Annotated in this window: 21 protein-coding genes and 1 tRNA gene; 4 read left to right on the forward strand and 18 right to left on the reverse strand. The window is 63.6% G+C overall.

Annotation, left to right across the window (positions count from 1 at the left end; genetic code table 11):
* Positions 1-93: 93 nt before the first annotated feature.
* Positions 94-837: a substrate-binding periplasmic protein gene (locus CL52_RS01015; RefSeq protein WP_043222848.1), complete on the reverse strand. Its 744-nt coding sequence runs from the start codon at positions 835-837 to the stop codon at positions 94-96.
* A 158-nt stretch (positions 838-995) separates the two neighbouring features.
* Positions 996-3,128 carry a TonB-dependent receptor gene (locus CL52_RS01020; protein ID WP_041108805.1) on the reverse strand — a complete coding sequence of 711 codons (2,133 nt, stop codon included), beginning with the start codon at positions 3,126-3,128 and terminating at the stop codon, positions 996-998.
* A gap of 1,194 nt (positions 3,129-4,322) precedes the next feature.
* On the opposite strand from CL52_RS01020, the gene CL52_RS20970 reads away from it, so the two are divergent.
* Entirely contained in the window at positions 4,323-4,532 is a 210-nt protein-coding gene (locus tag CL52_RS20970) for a hypothetical protein (RefSeq protein WP_139048001.1), read from the forward strand.
* A 93-nt stretch (positions 4,533-4,625) separates the two neighbouring features.
* Here CL52_RS20970 and CL52_RS01025 read toward each other — a convergent pair whose 3' ends face one another.
* From CL52_RS01025 to CL52_RS01095, 16 genes are all read right to left on the reverse strand, one after another.
* Complete coding sequence (locus CL52_RS01025) at positions 4,626-5,228, reverse strand: hypothetical protein (protein ID WP_041108801.1); 603 nt, start codon at positions 5,226-5,228, stop codon at positions 4,626-4,628.
* Positions 5,229-5,767: 539 nt separating this feature from the next.
* Positions 5,768-7,519, reverse strand: a complete 1,752-nt coding sequence (locus CL52_RS01030; RefSeq protein ID WP_041108799.1) for a DUF927 domain-containing protein — start codon at positions 7,517-7,519, stop codon at positions 5,768-5,770.
* A complete protein-coding gene (locus CL52_RS01035) occupies positions 7,516-8,445 on the reverse strand; it encodes a toprim domain-containing protein (protein WP_052264501.1) in 930 nt (309 codons plus the stop codon). Before CL52_RS01035 ends, CL52_RS01030 begins: the two co-directional genes overlap by 4 nt.
* Before the next feature lie 4 nt (positions 8,446-8,449).
* Positions 8,450-8,767 (reverse strand): hypothetical protein, encoded by a 318-nt coding sequence (locus CL52_RS01040; RefSeq protein WP_041108797.1) that lies wholly within the window; start codon positions 8,765-8,767, stop codon positions 8,450-8,452.
* On the reverse strand, positions 8,764-9,036 hold the full coding sequence (locus CL52_RS01045; protein WP_041108795.1) for a hypothetical protein: 273 nt from the start codon (positions 9,034-9,036) through the stop codon (positions 8,764-8,766). Before CL52_RS01045 ends, CL52_RS01040 begins: the two co-directional genes overlap by 4 nt.
* On the reverse strand, positions 9,033-9,191 hold the full coding sequence (locus CL52_RS21275) for a hypothetical protein (RefSeq protein WP_167134062.1): 159 nt from the start codon (positions 9,189-9,191) through the stop codon (positions 9,033-9,035). Before CL52_RS21275 ends, CL52_RS01045 begins: the two co-directional genes overlap by 4 nt.
* 281 nt (positions 9,192-9,472) lie before the next feature.
* Positions 9,473-9,802, reverse strand: a complete 330-nt coding sequence (locus CL52_RS01050) for a hypothetical protein (protein ID WP_052264502.1) — start codon at positions 9,800-9,802, stop codon at positions 9,473-9,475.
* 1 nt (position 9,803) lies between these two features.
* Positions 9,804-10,022 (reverse strand): helix-turn-helix transcriptional regulator, encoded by a 219-nt coding sequence (locus CL52_RS01055; protein WP_041108793.1) that lies wholly within the window; start codon positions 10,020-10,022, stop codon positions 9,804-9,806.
* Between the two features lie 104 nt (positions 10,023-10,126).
* The gene (locus CL52_RS01060) at positions 10,127-10,837 is read right to left on the reverse strand and encodes a hypothetical protein (protein ID WP_041108791.1); all 711 of its coding nucleotides are present in this window, start codon (positions 10,835-10,837) and stop codon (positions 10,127-10,129) included.
* Positions 10,838-10,936: 99 nt separating this feature from the next.
* Positions 10,937-12,145 carry a tyrosine-type recombinase/integrase gene (locus tag CL52_RS01065; RefSeq protein WP_041108789.1) on the reverse strand — a complete coding sequence of 403 codons (1,209 nt, stop codon included), beginning with the start codon at positions 12,143-12,145 and terminating at the stop codon, positions 10,937-10,939.
* Entirely contained in the window at positions 12,132-12,581 is a 450-nt protein-coding gene (locus CL52_RS01070) for an Arm DNA-binding domain-containing protein (protein ID WP_041108787.1), read from the reverse strand. The genes CL52_RS01065 and CL52_RS01070 overlap by 14 nt, the downstream gene beginning before the upstream one ends.
* A gap of 164 nt (positions 12,582-12,745) precedes the next feature.
* A tRNA-Phe gene (locus tag CL52_RS01075) sits at positions 12,746-12,821 on the reverse strand.
* A gap of 120 nt (positions 12,822-12,941) precedes the next feature.
* Complete coding sequence (locus CL52_RS01080; RefSeq protein WP_041108776.1) at positions 12,942-13,214, reverse strand: oxidative damage protection protein; 273 nt, start codon at positions 13,212-13,214, stop codon at positions 12,942-12,944.
* Complete coding sequence (gene mutY / locus CL52_RS01085; protein ID WP_043217906.1) at positions 13,211-14,278, reverse strand: A/G-specific adenine glycosylase; 1,068 nt, start codon at positions 14,276-14,278, stop codon at positions 13,211-13,213. The genes CL52_RS01080 and mutY overlap by 4 nt, the downstream gene beginning before the upstream one ends.
* Complete coding sequence (locus tag CL52_RS01090; protein ID WP_043217908.1) at positions 14,275-16,494, reverse strand: AsmA family protein; 2,220 nt, start codon at positions 16,492-16,494, stop codon at positions 14,275-14,277. The genes mutY and CL52_RS01090 overlap by 4 nt, the downstream gene beginning before the upstream one ends.
* Before the next feature lie 117 nt (positions 16,495-16,611).
* Positions 16,612-17,019 (reverse strand): acetyl-CoA sensor PanZ family protein, encoded by a 408-nt coding sequence (locus CL52_RS01095; protein WP_043217910.1) that lies wholly within the window; start codon positions 17,017-17,019, stop codon positions 16,612-16,614.
* A gap of 156 nt (positions 17,020-17,175) precedes the next feature.
* Here CL52_RS01095 and hisB point away from each other — a divergent pair, with 156 nt between their 5' ends.
* From hisB to CL52_RS01110, 3 genes are read left to right on the forward strand one after another with little or no spacing between them, the layout of a single operon-like run.
* Positions 17,176-17,769 carry an imidazoleglycerol-phosphate dehydratase HisB gene (gene hisB, locus CL52_RS01100; RefSeq protein WP_041108772.1) on the forward strand — a complete coding sequence of 198 codons (594 nt, stop codon included), beginning with the start codon at positions 17,176-17,178 and terminating at the stop codon, positions 17,767-17,769.
* The gene (hisH, locus tag CL52_RS01105; RefSeq protein ID WP_003282884.1) at positions 17,769-18,407 is read left to right on the forward strand and encodes an imidazole glycerol phosphate synthase subunit HisH; all 639 of its coding nucleotides are present in this window, start codon (positions 17,769-17,771) and stop codon (positions 18,405-18,407) included. The genes hisB and hisH overlap by 1 nt, the downstream gene beginning before the upstream one ends.
* Positions 18,408-18,668, forward strand: a complete 261-nt coding sequence (locus CL52_RS01110) for a DUF2164 domain-containing protein (protein ID WP_003303327.1) — start codon at positions 18,408-18,410, stop codon at positions 18,666-18,668.
* Positions 18,669-18,691 lie beyond the last annotated feature (23 nt).

The raw sequence follows: 18,691 nt of genomic DNA on the forward strand, positions 1-18,691 counted from the left end.
TCGGTCGGCTGAAGTGGCGCTGGCAGAACGCCTCTTCAGATAGACGGTCGCAAGCGGCCAATGATTCAGCTTTTTTGCCTGGTGAGTGCCGAACTAGTCCGCCGGTTCGAGTTGATAGCGCCGCAGAATGGCCGCCACGCTGCCGTCGGCCATGGCGGTGGCCAGCGCATCGGCAAAGCGCTGGAACTCGGCTTGCCCGACGCGTTTGCGCGACAGCCCGATGCCATAGGAAACGGTCGCCAGTACGCCGACTTCGCGCAGATTGTCCAGCTGCAGTTCATCGATCAGGTGCCAGGCGACATCCTGATTGACCGCGGCGAGGCCGTCCGCGCCAAAGCGGCCGGCGGCAAGCATCTGTAACAGCCGGCGGTTGTCGGCGACCAGCTGCAGGTGCACGTCCGGTACGTCGCGCACCTGCTCGCGGAGCACGATGGAGGTGCCCGAGGGGCCGTAGACCCCCAGCGTGCGCCCGGCCAGATCCATCGGCTGGTGATAGACGAAGGCGCTGCCGTTCAAGCCATAGAGGCCATAGTGCGAGGTCACCAGCATGCGCGAGACGTGGAAGGCCTGTTCGCGCTGCGGTGAGCGAATGACCGTGAATATCCCGTCGACCTGGCCGGCCTCGGCCAGCGCCAGAGCGCGGCGCCAAGGGTAGACGGTGATCGAGCAGGGCCGCGCCAGCCTGGCGCAGACAGCCTGGACCACCTCGGCCATCGGACCTGCGCCTGCGGCATCGGCGCTGCCTGGTGCGCTGTGCGTGGCCGGGTAGGTGAACGGCGGGAAATCCTCGGTCACGAATTGCCAGGCTCCCGCGGGCATGGCCAGGATGAGTGCCATCCCGGCCAGAATCGTCGAGGCAACGCTCCGCACGGCATGCTCCTGTTGAAAACCAGGCCTCCTGACCCTCCCCGCAGAGCATAGCGTAAGGCCGCTTGCGCGCCGCCAAGATCGGTTCTCGCGTGTCGCTATAGCACCAGACGAGAACCGGCGGTCGGTCAGAAGCTGACCTGATAGCCGAGCGTGAACGTGCGGCCACGGCCGTTGAACACCCGGCCGTTACGCGTGACGTCCGATCCGCTGTTGGCTGCCTGGGTGTAGTAGGTCAGGTAGTCGCGGTTGAACAGGTTCTCTATGCCCAGGCTGACTTCGCCGATCGGCAGGCGATAGCCGAGCGAGGCATCCACGAGTGTGTAGCCATCGAATTCAAGACCCGGCGTGTCGAAGCTACGGCTGGCATAGTGGTTGGCCTGCAGCAGGCTGTGCAGATTGTCGTTCCAGTTGGCCTGCCAGCTCAGGCCATAGCGATCCGGTGAAATGTTCGCACCATCGAGATCGGTATCGACCTTGCCGTCACCGTCAGTGTCCGACTGGCCGTTGACCTGGGCATAACTGAGCTTCAGGCGATGCGCCTCGTTGACCTGCCAGCCGCCGGTGAATTCGATGCCGTCGATTTCGGTCCGCTCGCGGCGGACCTGATAGACGCCGCCAACGCTGTTCAGGCGCGAGCCCAGATCGGCGTCCGATTCGTAGTAACTGATCTCGGCGTCGAACGGGCCGTGATTCAGACGCAGGCCGACTTCGCGGTTCTCGGTCACGATCGGCTGCAGGTCGAGGAACTCGTCCACGCGGGTGCCTGGTGTGCCGATGCCGCGCAGTACGCGGCCGACGTCGGGCATGCCGAAGCCTTCCGAGTAGTTGGCGAACAGCTGCGCCCAGTCATTCATTTGCCAGACCAGGCCGGCGTTGTAGAGGGTTTCCTCGAAGTTGGGCTGGCCGCCTTCGACCGCGACGCCACCCAGCGGGCGGTTGGTCGAGGCGATGGTGCGGAAACTGTCGACCTCGAGCTCGGCGAACTCATGCCGCACCCCGGCAAAGAGGGTCAGTTGCTCGAGCGCGCGGATCTCTGCCTGAAGGAACGGCGCATAGTTGCGGAACACGGTTTCCGGCACCCATTCGCGGTCGGTCAGGATCAGCTGCTGGCTGGTCGTGTCCTGCAGCACGTCCAGACCGCCAGTGAGTTTGAGGTGGTTGTCCAGCAGGCCGTCGCGGCTCAGCGTCAGCTTGCCGCCGAACTTGTCGGACTCGTTCTGCGACTGATCGAACAAGGTGCCCAGCGGCGCGATGGCGGCGTCCTGGAAGGTGCCGTTGTAGCCGCCGCCGAAGCGGGCGCGGAAGCGCTGGCTGTAAAGCTGTAGGCCCAATTCGTTGCCATGGAAGTCCGCATTCTTGTACGTCAGGCTGGTGGCCAGCACTTCATTCTGCGGCGCCTTGCCGAGCGGTTCGCCCTTGCGCGAAGTGGCCGGAATTCCGGCGTCGGCATCGCCCGGAACGTTCACATAGTCGTGCTCACCCTCGACCTGATAGCGGTTGATCATCAGACCGAGGCTCTGATTGTCGTCCAGCCAATAGCCCAGCTTGAGCAGCAGGTCGTGGCTGGTCGAGTCCATCACGTCGCCCTGCGTATCGTCGACTCCGATGAGGTCGCCATGGGCGTCGTAGAACATGCCCTGGGTCTGCCAGCTGGCCGAGGCGAGGTAGTCGAGGTTGCCCTGGGTACCTTCGACACGGTAATCGAGCTTGTAGCCCAGGCCTTCCGAATCGTAGTCGCCTGGTGCGGTGACGCTCACGCCGGCGTGCTGGCGCAGCGTTCCGCTGGCCGGACGGCGGGTGACGTAGTTGATGATCCCGCCGGTCGCGCCCAGGCCATGCTCGGCGCTGGCGCCATGGATCACTTCGATACGTTCGACCATCGATAGATCGATCACATAGCCGTCGCGCTGGCTGTCGCGCAGCGGCGTGGACTGGGGCACGCCGTCGATCAGAATCAGCGCCGAGCGCCCGCGAAAGGTCTCGCCGGCGCTGGTCATCTTCTGCCGGCTCGGCGAGTAGGAGGGAATCAGGTTGCTCAGCACTGCACCGTGGTCGGAGGTAATCGCCAGCTGCTGCTCGATCTGCTCGCGCGTGATGACCGTAATCTTTTGTGGCGTCTTGCCCGCCTCGCTGCCTGCGCGCGTGGCGCTGATGGTGATCGCCTCGAGCTCCTTGGCGTCTTCGGCGAGGCTTGGCAGAGCATAGAGAGAAAGGACTGCCAGCGAAGCAGACAGGTACAGATTCGATTTACCAGACACGTGGGCGCTCCCTGAATTGGATTTGTGATTTCGGTCGGCGCGGCAATGTAAGGTAAACGTAAAGCAATGTCAGCAGATAATGCGCATATTTCTCATTTAAGAAATGGTGAAGGGTGGCCGCTGCGCAGATCTCTGCGAGCGATGCAAGATGAGGGGTGAGCCAGGGCTGGCTATGGGCGGTCACGGGCAAAAAATGCAGACAACAAAAAACCCGCACTAGGCGGGCTTCTTGTGGGCTTTCGGGTGATGCTGACACCACCTGAAAACGAAAGGTGGTGCCAGGGACGGAACCGAACCATCTGCTACAGGCGGCGCAGTTGCTAGGTTTATTGGGTTCGCTAGTTTGTCGATGCCCCCAAAAATGCCCCCAAAACGAAAAGTGCCCCTATCTCAATCAGAAACGCGCTCGATAAACGGTGTCTTGTGCGAGTGGGCACCTTGTGCCGTGAATCGATGCCAAAAGCTGGCTGGTGTCCCCTTGCCAAGCATATTGAATGCGTCGAGCACGGCTAGTGCGTCCATAGCTCTGGTCTCAGTAAACGTGGGTCCGAGTGCTTCGAGCGCTATCCGTGCGTTGCGGCGATAGCCTATCTCCAATTTGCGTCCCGCTTCGGTTAGCCGGTAAAGCTCCATAGTTCGCCTCTCCATAGACTTTGAATAACTGACTCTGGAATCTGCCAGATAAGGTTGAATGATCCAAGCCGCATGCGACGCGCTGCTCATGGCATACAGTGTCCTTACCATTTCGCCTTGTTGCGATCTCGATGTTCACCTCGCCCCAATATCGCCCTCCGGTGTTTTCGGAGTCCCTAAAAGCCTTTCGGCCTCGCGCGCGTACTGGTCACTTAACTGGCATTCATGGGTCGATTCCCCAAAACGGGGTAGTGCGTGAAAAGTGCGCGTGAAAGTGCGTAGTTTCCGTGCGTACCGGCTTTGCGAACCAGTTGCGCGAAGCGGTTGCGAACCTGTGACCTGCTGTCAGGCGCAAAGGTGGTTCAGGGTCACTTTAAATGCCCCGAATCAGGGGGATTTACAGCGCCATCGCATTGCCCGTTTTTAAATCTGAATTATGACGGCGCGAAAATCTGGCTCCCCCCGTCGTTCGGGCATTGCGCTTGCTCAGACTTTCAACCGGCCCTCCCCGTGGTGTTGGGTCCTCCCAAGGGGGCGCCCCCATTGCGGGTGATTCGTGCCGTGACCGTTCGCTATATACGGCGCTGGCTGGTGGGTTGGTTGTTGTTTCGTTGTCTCGCTCCAGGCTTCGCAGGTCGGGCGCTGGTGCTGGCCAATAGCCAACTGGTGCCGGTCGTTTCCGCGTGGATGGCGGCGTTGGTGGTTGCGCTGGCGGGGCTTCCAGCGGAAAGCGGAACCGGAAGCGGGGGCGGTCTGAAAATGTCCGTATGAAGCGAAAAGGCGGGGCGCGAATCACCCGTGACGGTGCCGGGGCGGGGGAGAACCTAACGGGGGTGGGGGTAGCGCCATCCGTGGCGCCTGCGATCAAACCACGCGCAGCACGGGCGGCAGCTTCGGCCCGAAGGGGGCGCCGGGTGCGAACGGATCGGGTAGCGCTCCCTCTGGTGCGTTGCGGATGAAGTCAGCCATAGCCAGTAGGCAGGCTTGATACAGCGGTCCGCCGTCTCCCCAGGCCGTGCCGTGATCGGTTGCGCTGTCCTCCAGGCAGGCAATAAACACCAGTTCGTGTAGCCCGGTGTCACCGTCGCGGATCGCTTGTGCTCGATGCGTGGGGTTCACGCTCAGCAGATCGCACAGCCGGTCGAAGCCCAACGCCGCCGTGGTGCTGGCGCTTTGCAGGAGGACGGCCCGGCCTATCCCGATCAGCGCCCGGTTCATGCCCTCCAGCGATTCGGCTTCGTGCTCCCTGGCTTGCTGCTCCAGGTCGGCAATGGCTGCGGCAGTGAATGGCAGAAAGGCTCTCAGCTTGGCGGCTTTCCGGCGCAAGGCGCGGCGCTCTTGGTGGATCGTTGCGCGCTCATGACAAAAAAGGCGACATACCCGGCGCATGGCAATTAGCTGCGTGCTCACGCTGGCGCCTGGCTTGTCGGCTATGTTGGCGAGCGCTCGAATCTGGCTGGCTTTCATGGGTTTGGCTCCTTTGGTGCGCCGTCTAGTTCGGCATCAGCCCAGCGCCAGCGAGCGGCGGCCAGGGCTTCGGAATAGGTCATTGGCTGTCCGACCATGTAACCAATCGGCTGGCCTGCTCGGGTGATCCTCCAGGCGGCGCGCTTCGGCTCGCTGGTGGCCTCTGGTGCGGTTGGTCGTGCTGGTGCGCTGGTCGGCTGCTGCGGATCGTTGGCAGCGGGTTGGACGGGTGCGGTAGCTGGTGCTGGTCGCGTATCGCTCGATAGCCCCAGGTGTTCGGCAAGCTGGCGAAGTGCGCTCATTTCGCTTTCCTTTCGTGTTTTGCCGTGGGGACAGAGGGGACAAAGGGGGCAGCCAGTAACGGCGCGGGCTGTAGCTGTCCCCTATGCCTGTCAGTGGGTGGGGACAAAGGGGACAAATTGCCCGGCCTGTCCCCACTGTCCCCTTGCCTTTGCAGCGGGTGGGGACAGCTCTAGCCCTTGCGGCACTAGGGCGCCCCCGCTGTCCCCACTGTCCCCAGCAGAAAATGCAAGGTTCGTTTACTGTTCCGGCTCCAGCCTGGCGGCGTCGATCCAGTACAGTTTTTCCTTGCGCCCGCTGGGCAGTCGCTTGGTGGCTTGAGCGCGGCCCGGTTCACGCTTGGCAATTGCTCCGACCGACTCCAGTGCCAGCACCACGCGCCCCAGGTCGTAACCTTTGGCGGCTTCCTCCAGGCCGGGGCGGTTGAACAGGTACAGGCGCCCGGTGGGGCTGTCCTCCCAATATCCGGCGCGGTCCCTAGCTTCGCCTTCGGGATCGTCGGCGGATGAAAACCGGGTGTCGCCGTGGCGGGCGATGAAGTCAGCGATGGCGCGCAATATCTGCCGGTCCTCGCTTGGGCCTTGCCCCCGGCCTGCTCGCCATACCTCGAACAGCTCCAGCATGGCATTACGGACGGCTCCAGCCGGTACGGGCAAAATGCCAAAGCTGATAGCCAGCTCCCCCGCCATAGCTACCAGGGCGAAGCGTTCGGCAGCGCGGCTCTCCTGTCCGCTGGTGCTGGGGTATTGCGCGCAGAACTGCGCCAGCAGCGCGGGCAGGCCGTCTTGCTCGCCAAGCTCCAGCAGCTTGCGGATGAACTGCGGCCCGGCGTGCCCGTAGTGGGTCACACTGGCGAGCTGGATCGCGTCGGAAAACTCCCGGCCCCCGGTCATGCCGTGCAAGTTGTCCCAGGCTCCGAAAGCGCGTCGGGCGGGTATATCCAGCAGGCGGATTTCCTGCCCGGCCCGGCTGCGCTTGCCACCTTCGGCCATCAGCGCCGATAGCCCCAGCTCACCGGATGAAAACAGCATGACGCGCCAGCGCTTCGCAGCCCGTGCCGAACCGTTGCGGGTGGCTCGGGCCTTGCCGGTGCCGTTCGCCATTGCGTAGACCACGGCGCCTATCTCCCGTGGGTCGGCCTCGCCGATCTCATCCAGCGCCAGCAGCGTGTCATTGCGTTGGCTGGCGATGCCTTCCAGCCCGTTGCCGGTAGCCCGCCAAGTGCGCTTGAAGTCCTCACCGTTCCCCCATACCGAAGCCCCGGCCAGAACGGTGGAACTCTTGCCCGTGCTGGAATCACCGACGATGTGAAAGCCCCCGCCTTGCCGTTGAACGTGGTACAGCAGCGGCCCGGCAAGCGATGCGCAGACGCCGAGCGCCAGCAACGGATTGCCCTCGCACTTGGCGCCGATGCTGTCTTGCCAGCCTTCCAGCGTTCCGCCTTGGCGGTAGTCGTCACCGTTGGCGGCTTCGCTCTGGAATATCGCTTTGCCCTTGCCGATATTCTGGCGCGGCATGATGAAAAGTTCGCGTGTGTGCCAGCCGGTAGATGTGGCCGCTACCACGCGATCCTTTGGGTATTGCGCGGCGATGTACTGGCAGACCTTGGCGCGGCGCTGGTAGTCCACATCCAGGCCCATGCCCAGCAGAACGGACAGGATCGAATCGGGCTTGCCCGCCAATAGCTCGTTGGGCATTGCCCAGGTCAGTTCGCGGCGGTCGGCGTTGCGGAATCGCAGCAGGCGCCCGTAATCGCCGTCCTGGCCTTCGTTGCGGGTGACGGCTTCGACGTGCAAAGGCCCGCACAGCCATTCATCGAACGGCAGATACTCGCCGCTTTGCTTGTCCAGGCTTTGCCCGTGATACCAGACGCCGGGGCGCAGCTTCACGCCGTCCAATGTGATGGTGTGTTCATACACCCGGTAACAGGGGCGCTCGATGGCTGGCGCGGCGGCTTCCGGCACAATCGGGGTAACGATGGCGGCGCTCATTGTGCGGCCCTCCAGTTGGCTAGGTCGTTGAAGTCGGAAAGCTCCAGCGGGGCATCAGCGGGGAAGGGTGGCAGCACCAGTCCGCAGCCCAGGACGGCGGCGGCTTGGGTGGCTGCGGCGCGTCCGGGGTTCCCCTTGCCCTCGGCTTCGGTCTGGCGGTCGTCATCCCCCGCGATAATCAACGGGCTGTCCGGGTGGTGCCGTTGAAGCTGGCGCCCGACTTCCAGCAGGTTGCCCGCATTCATGGCGCAGGCCACGGCGGCGCCGGTTTCGGCATGGATGGTTGCGCCGGTTGCCCAGCCTTCGCAGACGTACAGCGGCTGGCCTGGCTCCAGTGTGCCGATGGGCGAATAGCAGCCCTTCACCCGGCCCCCGGACAGAAACCGCTTGCCGCCGTCCGCTGCGATGCGTTGCAGGTTGACCAGTACGCGCCCCAGGTAGAGCGGCACCAGCAGAACGTCGCCGCGCTGGCGCAGGCCGTGCGGCTGGCAGCCTTTGGCGATCAGGTAAGGGTGATGCGGATCAGCCGTGGCGCTGGTGCTCCACAGCCGTTGTGCCTCGATGGCTGCCGTCTGCTGTCGCTGGTGCTGCTCCGCTTCGCGCTGGTGGCGGGCCTGCTCAACCCGCTGGCGGATCAATTCGGCCTCCATCGGATCGGCTGGTTTGCGGCTGCTCCAGGTGCTCGAACCTCCCGCCTTCCAGCTACCGAACGCACCAGACGCGATGCCGTCCAGGTGCAAGACATACCAGCCGTTGAGCGTGCCGGGCTTGTCGTCTGGCACGCGGAAACGGTGAATGGTGCCGTCTGCTACTGGCAGCCAATCCAGCGGCCCGAACGTGGCTTGCAGCGCGTCGCGGAAGGCCAATTCAGCTTTCTCCAGGCAAGCCGATCCCCTCGGCGCGCAGGCGCCGTTTTGAATGGTCATCGTGTTAGCCCTCTGCGCTCGGGGTCGGTGCGGTGGCCTTGCGGCGCTCCAGCTCGTACTCAGCGCCGTTCGCTACGTCAGCGAGCCTGCCGCTAAGCGTGCCGAGTGAGTTGATAAGCCAGCCGATATTGCGGGCGGTATCGTTGGATAGCTCGCCAGCGTCGGCAGTCCAGGCCAGCAGCTCACCGATTGCGGCGATGCCGTGGGCCACGGTCAGCGCCTCGCATTCAGCGGTGCGCTCGATGGCGTCCAGATCATCAGTGGACAGACGGCCCATGCGCAAAGGGTCGGGTAGCAGGTGACTCCAGCAGACGGCGCTCATTGGGCACCCCCTACGGCGTCGGCCTTCTCTTGCAGCTCACTGGCGCGGCAATCCATGTAGTTAGCCAGATCGTCGGCCAGGTACTGCCCCAAGCTGGCCAAATCCTGCACACGCCTTGCGCGTGCCTTCAGCAGCGCGGGGCTTGGCTCAAGCTCTAGGTGAATCGCAGTCATCAGGGCGGCGAGCCATCGGGCGTGCTCCTGCCCATAGCGGACCTGCTCGATTGCGTCGTCTGCGATGCTGGCCATAGCGGCGATGCGACTGCTCATTGCACACCCCCTACGGTTTCCAGGGAACGGGCGCGGGCCATCGCTTCGTTGTAGCGGCGCAGACGAACGGACAGGGACGAATCGGAACGCAGCGCAGCGAAGGCGCGGGCCTTCCAGGCGGCGGCATGGGTGGACGGATTGCGGGTGGTTTGCATGGTTGCAGCTCCTTTCGTTGGGGAACTGCCACCGGCCTTCCTACGGGCTGGGGTGGCAGCTGTACGCGGGGTAGGAAACCGGCACGAAAGGGCACCGGCCACGCCGAAGCGTGCCCGCGCACAGCCGCCATAAAACACAGGCAACAAAAAAGCGCCCATGTTGGCTTTGGCGCTTGTGCGCCTTTCGTTGTTCGGGTTCCTACGCCCGGCCACGGGATTGACCGTGACGGGCGAACCATAGCGCCGCTGGTGCTGGCTGGCAAGGGTGGGGAAGGTAATCATCATTCGGCCCCCTTCTTGCGCTGCTCCAGCTTCACCAGAACGTCACGGGCGTGGCGGCGGTGGCCTTCGGTGATGCTGTAGCGGGTGACGGGATTGCGAGCGCGCAAAACCTTCTCCGGGGTGCGCTTGATGCTCAGCCCGTACTTGTTCGCCAGATCGGAAATGGTGCTGTGCAAACTCCAGTCGCCCAACTGCTTGGCGGCTTCGTACTTGTTCAGCGATCCATCGAAAATCAGGTATGCCAGCACGGACGCCAGCAAGGTGGGGGAGGTGTTATGCTGGCCGTGCGACAGGCTGCTCAGTTCTTCGGAACGGGTGGCCTTTTTCATTTCAGGCCACCTCGCGCTGTGCGGCCATCTGCTCGCACCAGGCCAAGACTTCCGACTCAACAAAACAGCTCGATTTCGGCCCCAGCTTTACCTGTTTCGGGAAGGTTCCGGCAGCAATGCGCCGGTAAATTTCGGATGTGGAAAGGCTGGTGTACTCCTTCACTTGGGCCAGCTTGATGAAGCGGCGGGGAAGTTGGACGGGGTTGGTATGTGCGGCCATATCGTGTTGCCTCTTGGGCTTTGTTGAACACGATTGGCATTCAATACAGCGAAAGGGCGTAAGTAACCGCAACTGCGGAACAGAAAACCGCAATTGCGGCTCTGTTATTCGGTGGCTTTTCGAGCCTCTTCTGAGGCCCGGTTGGCCGCTGCGAACATGGTTTCTAAGTTGCGTTTGCGCAGCCCGCGCCAGCTGTACTGCTCCAATAACAGGCTCTTGACCCCCTCCTGGTTTAGCGCGGTCGGTCTGGGCTTTTTCAGAAGCTCCAAAAGGGCGGCAATCAGTAACGAATGAGACGGCTTTTCAAGTTCAATGACCTGCTGGCCAGCGGCGCTGCTTGCAATTTTGCTGTCTGCAACTTGGCAGCTCGTACCGTTAGCGAAACTTTCCAAATCTTCCCGCAAGAAGAATAGGCGAGAGCGGTCAAAGGTTACGGGTTTCCCTTCAGGCCACAGCAAATACTCATCACTGACCGGTACTGCAGGATGCATATCTGGAGTACCGAGAGGCCCCGATACAATCACGGCAGATGCATTTCCTTCATCGTCTCGGAAGCAATGCTCAGGATAGAAGTTCAAGGTATAGAGAACGCCTAGAGGAACCCGGACAGTTAGCCCGTGCCATTTCTTGTAATTTCTGGTGAGCGGGTCTGGGGCGCCTCGGGTGTACTCATAAAGAGTGACCGGAGAAAAAACCAGGTGGTAGGCCGGCAGCAAGCCGTCAATTGCAGCTTCCAGCGCCTGACGTGCCGTTACTCCGTAAACCCCTTCTTCGGAAAATTCGTCGTACAGGACCCGCTTCGGTATGTATGCCATTCGCCGCCCTCCCAGGCGCCCCACTTACCAAATAGATCGGCTGACCAGGCGGGTGGGAAGTCCGCTTTTCGCTCCGTCGAGCTAGGCCAGCCAAAACCGTTAAGCCTTGCGCTTGATGCTCACCACATTGGCGCCAGCACATAGCGCGTCTATTGAATCAGCCCAGGCTTGCATCATTTCCCGGCGCTGCTCCAGGTAGGTGGCGTGGTTGTAGGTGTCGCGGATTTCGTCGTTGTCGCCGTGGGCTAGCTGGCGCTCGATCCAGTCGCGGTTGTAGCCGCGTCCGTTGAGTTCGGTACTCAGCAAGTGACGGAAGCCGTGGCCGGTCTGGCGGCCTTCGTAGCCCATCAGGCGCAGCGCCTTGTTAATCGTGTTTTCAGACATTGGCCGGTCTGGGTTCTGCTGCCCGGCAAACACTAGCGGGTAATCGCCCGTGATTTCCTTGAGCTGGCGCAGGATCGCAACGGCTTGGCGGGGCAGGGGCACCACATGCGGGCGGCGGGCTTTCATGCGCGCTTTTGGAATGGTCCAGGTCGCGCCGTCCAGGTCGAACTCAGCCCAAGGCGCCTGGCGCAGCTCCCCAGGGCGAACGGCTGTCAGCACCAGCAAGCGGATGGCGCAGCGGGTCAGCGTGTTGAGCGTGGTCGATTCGATCTTGCCCAGCAGCTCAGGCAGTTCGGCAAACGCAACGTGCGGATGGTGCCGGGTGGCTTTCGGCGGTGCGGCTACCACGTCCAGATCGGTGGCCGGGTTGGCTTCGACTGCGCCTTTCGCTAGGCCGTAGCGGAATATCTGGTGTAGCCATTGGCGAATCTTGCCAGCGGCGTTCAGCGTGCCACGCGCTTCGACCTTACGCACCAGCTCGACCAGCTCCGGGCGGGTGATGGCTTTAACCGGGCGCGCACCGATGCCGGGTATCAGGTCGTTTTCCATGTACAGCTTCGCCTTGTAGGCGGTGCTTTCGGCCCAGCGTGGCGCGTTGTAGGCGTACCACTCCCGCGCCAGCGTCTCGAATGTCACGCCATCGGCCCGTTGCGCTTGTTTGGCGGCTTTTTTCTCTGCGCTAGGGTCAACCCCTTGGGCTAGCAGCTCGCGTGCCTCTGCGCGCCTCTGGCGGGCTTGTTGTAGAGACACGGCAGGATATGCGCCGATGGCGAGCTTCTTTTCTTTCCCGGCAATTCGGTACTTGAGGCGCCACAGCTTAGAGCCGGTGGGCGTGACCTCCAGATACAGCCCGTGCCCGTCGCTCAGCTTGAACGGCTTTTCCTTTGGCTTGGCTGTCTTGATGGCGCTATCAGTCAGCGGCATGGCTGGTGCCCTCCGGTGTGGCCAGCAGGAAGGCGCGCACGGCGGCGGTCTGCTCGGGCGTCAGGCTAAGAATTTGGCGGGGTGTCTCGATGGTCAGCGCGTGATCCAGCGACATGACGAGGCGAAAGGCTTTGGCGCGTGCCCTTTGTTGGCTGCGCTCGGCGCGCTCAGCTTTACGGGCCGCGTTCGGGTTGGTGCCGCTCTTGAGTGCGGCGCGTGCGGCGTCGCTGGCCTTGATAGCTTGAGCGAGGCTAACGGCAGGGAAGGCTCCAATCGAAAGCGTCTGTTCGCGTCGTTCGAAGTAATACTTGAGCCGCCATAGCTTCGAGCCGTTCGGTTTGGTCAGCAAATACAGGCCGTGGCCTATGGCTGTCTTGTACGGCTTGGGCTTCGGTTGCAGGGCATATAGCGCCTTGCTGTCTATTGTCGCTTCCATGGTTGGGGGCCTTTTTTTGACCGAACCGGACAGGCCACCTATTAGGCCCCCAAATGTTGGGGCTTACAAGGGTTTCCACGGGAAGTATAGACAACAAAAAACCCGCACGGGGCGGGCTTCTTGTGGGCTTTCGGGTGATGCTGACACCACCTGAAAACGAAAGGTGGTGCCCAGGGACGGAATCGAACCGCCGACACGGGGATTTTCAATCCCCTGCTCTACCAACTGAGCTACCTGGGCAACGGGGCGCTATTAGACGGATTTGGCCTTTGCCTGTCAAGCGCGAGGAAAAAGATTTTTTCCAGTCGGGACGGGTGCTTAGCGTCGCCCGCTGCGATAAGACGGGCTTCGCTGCGCCGGTCACTCGCTCGGCGGAACGTAGCCCTCGGCCTTGGCGTACTCCTCGCCGGAGAGAAACTTGTCCATTTCAGCCTGCAGGAACTTGCGGTCCTCGGCGTTCATCATGTTCAGGCGCCGCTCGTTGATCAGCATGGTCTGGTGCTTCTGCCAGTCTTCCCAGGCCTTCTTCGAAACGTTGTTGTAGATATCCTCGCCCTTGGGGCCCGGATAGGGCGGGCGGTCGAGGCCCGGCAACTCTTCGTTGTACTTGCGGCAGTGCACGGTGCGGGTCATGGCGTCTCTCCTGCAATCAGTTCGGCGGCGGCGCGCTTGAGCAGCGTTTTCACCGGGGCGGCGAGCCCGAGGCGAGGTGGGGAGGCGAGGTTATACCAGAGCCAGTCGGCCTCGGCCACGACATGGCCGGCGGACTTGACCCTGATCAGCCAGGGTTCGATGGCGAGCTGGAAATGGCTGAACGTGTGGGTCAGCTCGGGTAGCCCATGCGGTTCCTCGAGTTGCAGCCCGTGTCGTTCGACCAGGGGCTGCAGCTCGCCCAGGTCGTCGACCTCCGGCAGGCTCCAGAGGCCGCCCCAAAGCCCGCTGGACGGGCGGCGATAGAGCAGGATGGCGTTGTCTTCATTGGCCAGCAATGGCATCAGGGTGCGCTTCTGCGGCAACGCCTTGCGCGGTTTCGGTTCCGGAAAGGCCGTTTCGCGGCCGAGCAGATGGGCTTTGCAGCCGTCACGTAGCGGGCAGAGCAGGCAGCTCGGCTTGCTGCGTGTGCAGAGCGTGGCGCCAAGATCCATCATCGCCTGGGTGTAGTGGTTGACGCGTCGCATCGGTGTGTAGCGCTCGGCGACCTCCCAGAGCTGCCTGGCGACCCTTGGCTCGCCGGGATAGCCGGCCTGGGCGGTGTAGCGGGCCAGTACGCGTTTGACGTTGCCGTCGAGGATGGGCGCGCGCAGCCCCATGGACAGGCTGGCGATCGCGCCCGCGGTGGAGCGGCCGATGCCGGGCAGCTCGGCGAGCGCCGTGACGTCGCGCGGGAACTCGCCGCCGTGGCGCTCGACGACGAGGTTCGCGGTCTTGTGCAGATTGCGCGCGCGGCTGTAGTAGCCGAGGCCGGTCCACAGGTGCAGTACCTCGTCCTCGGAGGCCGCAGCCAGCGCCTGTACATCCGGCAGCGCGGCCATGAAGCGATCGAAGTAACCGAGCACGGTGCCGACCTGGGTCTGCTGCAGCATGATCTCCGAGACCCATACGCGGTAGGGCGTGATGCCCTGCTGCCAGGGCAGGTCCTTGCGGCCGTGGCGGTCGTACCAGCTGAGCACCGCGTCGCCGAACTGCTCGGGCGTCATCGCTTGAACAGTCCCTTGAGCGCGTCCTTCAGCTCCGGGCTGACCTTGTCGCCGAGCTTTTCCTCGATCTTTTCGCTGAGCTTCTCGCCGGCCAGACGCGCGGCGATCTTGCCCAGGCCATCCTTGTCGAAGCGACAGGCCTTGGCGCCCAGTTCGAGCGGGCCGCGGCAGCGTAGCGGCCACTCGACGCCGACATAGCGCTCGTTGACTTGGCAGGCCGGGTCAGGCATCGCGCCCTTGTCGCCCTCGATGACGATGCCGACGCGGTAGTCCATGCCGAGTACGCGCAGGTCGATATCGCCGTTGCCGTTGACCGTGAGGCCCGGGATGCTGACCTTGAGGTCGGGGTTGTTCGCCACGCCGTCGCGCAGTCGGAGATTGCCCTTCAGCTCGCGGAAGGGAGTGTCCTTGGCGCGCGGTTCGCTGCCGAGTTCCTTGCGATTGAGCGTGGCGATGGCGCGGCACAGTTGCTGCTCGAGGTTCGCATCGACCAGCACGCCGTTGTCGACGATGAAGCCGAGGGTGCCGTTGAGATTGTCCACCCAGTCCTTCTGGCTATTGCCGAGCGTGGTGAGATCACCGTCGAGATTCAGCAGGCCCTTGAGCGTGACCTTTTCTCCCTGGCTTTCGAGCAGGCGTTCGACCGGTATCCGGCTGAGGCTCTTGTGCACCTTGATCGTCGGTTGCGCCGGGCGTGCATCGAGGCTGGCGCTGGACTCCAGGCGCCCGCCAAACAGGCCGCCACGCAAGTGCTCAAGGGTGAGCAGGCCGCCCTTTCCACGCGCCTTGAGGCTGACTCCTTCGAACGGCAGGCGCTCGAGCCTGAGGCTGTCGAGCAGCAGCGTCACGGACGCATCCAGGCTGCGCAGGCGATCGACCGGCAGCACCTTCTCGGCACTCCAGGCCTGCTGGGTGGGCTTGTCCGGCAGAGGAGTGGTACCGCTGCCGATGGCGCTCGCTTCGGTCTGCTCGACTTCGCTCTTGCGCGCCTGGCTGGCGCCCTGTTCGGCCGGCGTTGCCGGCAGGTAGCGATCGAGGTCGAGACGGTCGCCCTTCAGCTCGACGAGCAGGGCCTGGCGCTTGAAGTCGCTGATGCCGAGCCGGCCGGTGAAGTGGCTGTCGTCGACCTGCAGCTTGAGTTCTTCAAGCAGCAGGCTCTCGGGCGTACCGTTCAGATGCGTGACCAGTTCGACTTTGGTCAGGGCGTTGGCGTCGGCCATGGGCGGAAGGCTCTGGCCGAGCCCTTCGAGGAAATCGCCCAGATCGAACTCGGCGATCGATAGCGCGCCGGAAAGCTTTGGCTCGCTTTCCAGGTCGCGGACCTTCAGTTCGCCCAACCCGCGCAACTGATTGGCGGTCAGTTTCAGGCCGGTCCATTCGGCGATCTGCGCGGCCCGATCGACGAGCAACTGGCCCTGCGCGCTGAACGCCAGTGTCTTGCCCTGCAGCGGCTCACCGGAGGCCTCGCCATTTAGACGCAGGTTATCCAGCTGGTAGCGGCGCAGTTCGTTGTCGAAGCGCAGCTCGCCTTGCAGTTCGGTGCGGGCGCGCATCACCGGCTGATTACTGCCGAAGAACGCGCTGAGCTTGACCGGGATGGCGCTGCGCTCGCGGATCGCGCCGGTGCTCAGCTCGATCCCCTCGGCGCTGTACTGCTGGCCGCTGCGCGCGTCGTGGTAGGCCACTCGCGCATCGCTGACGGTCAGGCTGTCGATGTCCAGCTGGATCGGTTTGCCCGGGCGTGCCTCGCTGGCCGGGCGGGCAGGCTCGCTTTGGTTCGGGGATGGCTCAGCGGCTGCGGCGGGGCCGGTCGCTGACTCGCCGAGCCCCTCCCAGTTGCCATGGCCCTGCTCGTCACGTGCGAGCATCAGGTTCAGGCCGTTGACGGTAATGTCGCTCATCTGCACCTCGCGGCGCAGCAACGGCAGCACCCGCACGGACAGACCGAGCATGCGCAGATCGGCGAAGGGCTGCTCGGGCGTGCGTGCGCTGGCCAGCGTAGTGTCGTGCAGTTCCAGGCCTAGCCAGGGAAACAGGCTCCAGCCGATGTCGCCCTTGATGTTGAGCTCCAGCCCGGCCCGTTCGCGAGCCAGTTCGCGGATTTCATCCTTGTAGTCATTGGGATCGAACAGGTGCGTCAGGGCGAAGCCCAGGGCAACGAGGATCAGCAGTAGGCCGAGGGCAAGCAGCCCGAGGATCTTGCCGAGCGATTTCATGGACGGGTCCTTGTGTCGGAATCGTTGTAGAAGCGAGGCCGGAGTATAGCGCTGCGCCATTTGACGTCGGGCCGGCAGGGCTTGGAGCGAGTCACGGCGAGCGGGTTCCGCGCAGGCTCACTGTGGCGCCAGCGGGTCCAGCGGAAGGTGCGTGCGGGCGGCCAGAGCGCTGGCTTCGAGGTGCCCGGCGGGGGCGCTCAGGCGCAGCTCGCAACCGGCTTCGCTGGCCATGCGGCGGGCTTCGTCGAGCAGCCGCCGGCCGACACCGCGCTGGCGGGTGATGCGCCGCACGCACAGGTGCGACAGGTGCCAGGCGCGGTCGCCAGGGGTCAGCAGTGCAGCGCCCAGCAGGCGGTCATTGAAACGACCGGCGATGAGCGTGCCGGCGGCCAATCCGGCTGCGATCAGCGCTTGCGTATCGGCATGCGGCTCGAAGAGCCATTGCGGCGCGTCGGCGTAGATCTTCGCCAGGTCCTGGCGGTCTTGCTCGCTTGGCTGGCGAAGGTTTTCGACGTAGACGGGCATGGCCTTGGCTCTTGCGTGAGGGGCGCCAAGCATAACGTCGCGCTGCGCCAGACGCACCGCCATCAGGCGATCCTCCACCGAGCGCGGCGATACCCCCGTGGCGGGGTTTGCGCCTATAATGCAGCCCTTTTCGCCCCACGATCAGCGGAGCTGTGGATGTCCGAACGTACGGCTTGCGTAGAGCGCAACACCCTGGAAACCCAGGTCAAGGTCACCATCAATCTGGATGGCACCGGCAAGGCGCGCTTCGCCATCGGCGTGCCCTTCCTGGAGCACATGCTCGACCAGATCGCCCGCCACGGGCTGATCGACCTGGATATCGAATGCAACGGCGACCTGCACATCGACGACCACCACACCGTGGAGGACGTGGGTATCACTCTCGGCCAGGCCTTCGCCAAGGCGGTCGGCGACAAGAAGGGCATGACCCGCTACGGGCATTCCTACGTGCCGCTGGACGAGGCGCTGTCGCGCGTGGTGATCGACTTCTCCGGGCGCCCGGGGCTGACCATGAACGTGCCCTACACCCGCGCGGTGGTCGGCAAGTTCGACGTCGACCTGTTCCAGGAATTCTTCCAGGGCTTCGTCAACCACGCCCTGGTGACCCTGCACATCGACAACCTGCGCGGCACCAACACCCACCACCAGATCGAAACCGTGTTCAAGGCCTTCGGCCGCGCGCTGCGCATGGCCATCGAACTCGATCCGCGCATGGCCGGGCAGATGCCCTCGACCAAGGGGTGCTTGTGATGCAGACCGTCGCCGTCATCGACTACGGCATGGGCAACCTGCACTCGGTGGCCAAGGCGCTGGAGCACGTTGGCGCTGGCCGCGTGCTGATCACCAGCGATGCGCAGGTCATCCGTGAGGCCGACCGCGTGGTGTTTCCCGGCGTCGGCGCGATTCGCGACTGCATGGCCGAGATTCGCCGGCTGGGCTTCGATGAGCTGGTTCGCGAAGTCAGCCAGGACCGCCCGTTCCTCGGTATCTGCGTCGGCATGCAGGCGCTCATGGAGCGCAGCGAGGAGAACGACGGCGTCGATTGCATCGGCCTGTTCCCCGGTCAGGTGCGCTTCTTCGGCAAGGACCTGCACGAGGACGGCGAGCACCTGAAGGTGCCGCACATGGGCTGGAACGAGGTCAAGCAGGTGGTCGACCACCCGCTCTGGCACGCGATTCCGGACAACGGGCGCTTCTATTTCGTGCACAGCTACTACATCGAGGCCGGCAATCCGCGCCAGGTGGTCGGTCGCGGCCATTACGGCAACGACTTCGCCGCCGCGCTGGCCGATGGCTCGCGCTTCGCCGTGCAGTTCCACCCGGAGAAGAGCCACACCCATGGCCTGCAGCTGCTGCAGAACTTCGCCGCCTGGGATGGCCGCTGGTAAATGAGCCGGGCCAAGCTCAAGCCGCCGGTCCTGACGCTGGATGCCGCTCAGGAGCAGGCGGCGCAACAGGTCATCAAGCGCTTTCTGCAAGAGCGCTTCGAGCTCGAGCTGGGCTCGTTCGAGGCGCAGGAAGTGCTTGACCTGTTCGCCCGGGAAATCGCGCCGCTGTATTACAACAAGGCGATCTTCGACGTGCAGAGCCACCTGAAGGAGCGGTTCGAGAGCATCGAAAGCGACTTGTGGGCGCTCGAAAAGAGCTGACCCTTAACCGACACTTGATTTGA

Source organism: Stutzerimonas balearica DSM 6083, from assembly GCF_000818015.1.
GTDB lineage: Bacteria > Pseudomonadota > Gammaproteobacteria > Pseudomonadales > Pseudomonadaceae > Stutzerimonas > Stutzerimonas balearica.

Coding starts and splice junctions, on each gene's coding strand:
- CL52_RS01090 (WP_043217908.1), bottom strand. CDS start 16,494: ATGAAATCGCTCGGCAAGATCCTCGGGCTGCTTGCCCTCGGCCTACTG.
- CL52_RS01035 (WP_052264501.1), bottom strand. CDS start 8,445: ATGACCATTCAAAACGGCGCCTGCGCGCCGAGGGGATCGGCTTGCCTG.
- hisB (WP_041108772.1), top strand. CDS start 17,176: ATGTCCGAACGTACGGCTTGCGTAGAGCGCAACACCCTGGAAACCCAG.
- CL52_RS01030 (WP_041108799.1), bottom strand. CDS start 7,519: ATGAGCGCCGCCATCGTTACCCCGATTGTGCCGGAAGCCGCCGCGCCA.
- hisH (WP_003282884.1), top strand. CDS start 17,769: ATGCAGACCGTCGCCGTCATCGACTACGGCATGGGCAACCTGCACTCG.
- mutY (WP_043217906.1), bottom strand. CDS start 14,278: ATGACGCCCGAGCAGTTCGGCGACGCGGTGCTCAGCTGGTACGACCGC.
- CL52_RS01055 (WP_041108793.1), bottom strand. CDS start 10,022: ATGGCCGCACATACCAACCCCGTCCAACTTCCCCGCCGCTTCATCAAG.
- CL52_RS01040 (WP_041108797.1), bottom strand. CDS start 8,767: ATGAGCGCCGTCTGCTGGAGTCACCTGCTACCCGACCCTTTGCGCATG.
- CL52_RS01015 (WP_043222848.1), bottom strand. CDS start 837: ATGGCACTCATCCTGGCCATGCCCGCGGGAGCCTGGCAATTCGTGACC.
- CL52_RS01025 (WP_041108801.1), bottom strand. CDS start 5,228: ATGAAAGCCAGCCAGATTCGAGCGCTCGCCAACATAGCCGACAAGCCA.
- CL52_RS21275 (WP_167134062.1), bottom strand. CDS start 9,191: ATGCAAACCACCCGCAATCCGTCCACCCATGCCGCCGCCTGGAAGGCC.
- CL52_RS01095 (WP_043217910.1), bottom strand. CDS start 17,019: ATGCCCGTCTACGTCGAAAACCTTCGCCAGCCAAGCGAGCAAGACCGC.
- CL52_RS01110 (WP_003303327.1), top strand. CDS start 18,408: ATGAGCCGGGCCAAGCTCAAGCCGCCGGTCCTGACGCTGGATGCCGCT.
- CL52_RS01045 (WP_041108795.1), bottom strand. CDS start 9,036: ATGAGCAGTCGCATCGCCGCTATGGCCAGCATCGCAGACGACGCAATC.
- CL52_RS01050 (WP_052264502.1), bottom strand. CDS start 9,802: ATGAAAAAGGCCACCCGTTCCGAAGAACTGAGCAGCCTGTCGCACGGC.
- CL52_RS01065 (WP_041108789.1), bottom strand. CDS start 12,145: ATGCCGCTGACTGATAGCGCCATCAAGACAGCCAAGCCAAAGGAAAAG.
- CL52_RS01080 (WP_041108776.1), bottom strand. CDS start 13,214: ATGACCCGCACCGTGCACTGCCGCAAGTACAACGAAGAGTTGCCGGGC.
- CL52_RS01060 (WP_041108791.1), bottom strand. CDS start 10,837: ATGGCATACATACCGAAGCGGGTCCTGTACGACGAATTTTCCGAAGAA.
- CL52_RS01070 (WP_041108787.1), bottom strand. CDS start 12,581: ATGGAAGCGACAATAGACAGCAAGGCGCTATATGCCCTGCAACCGAAG.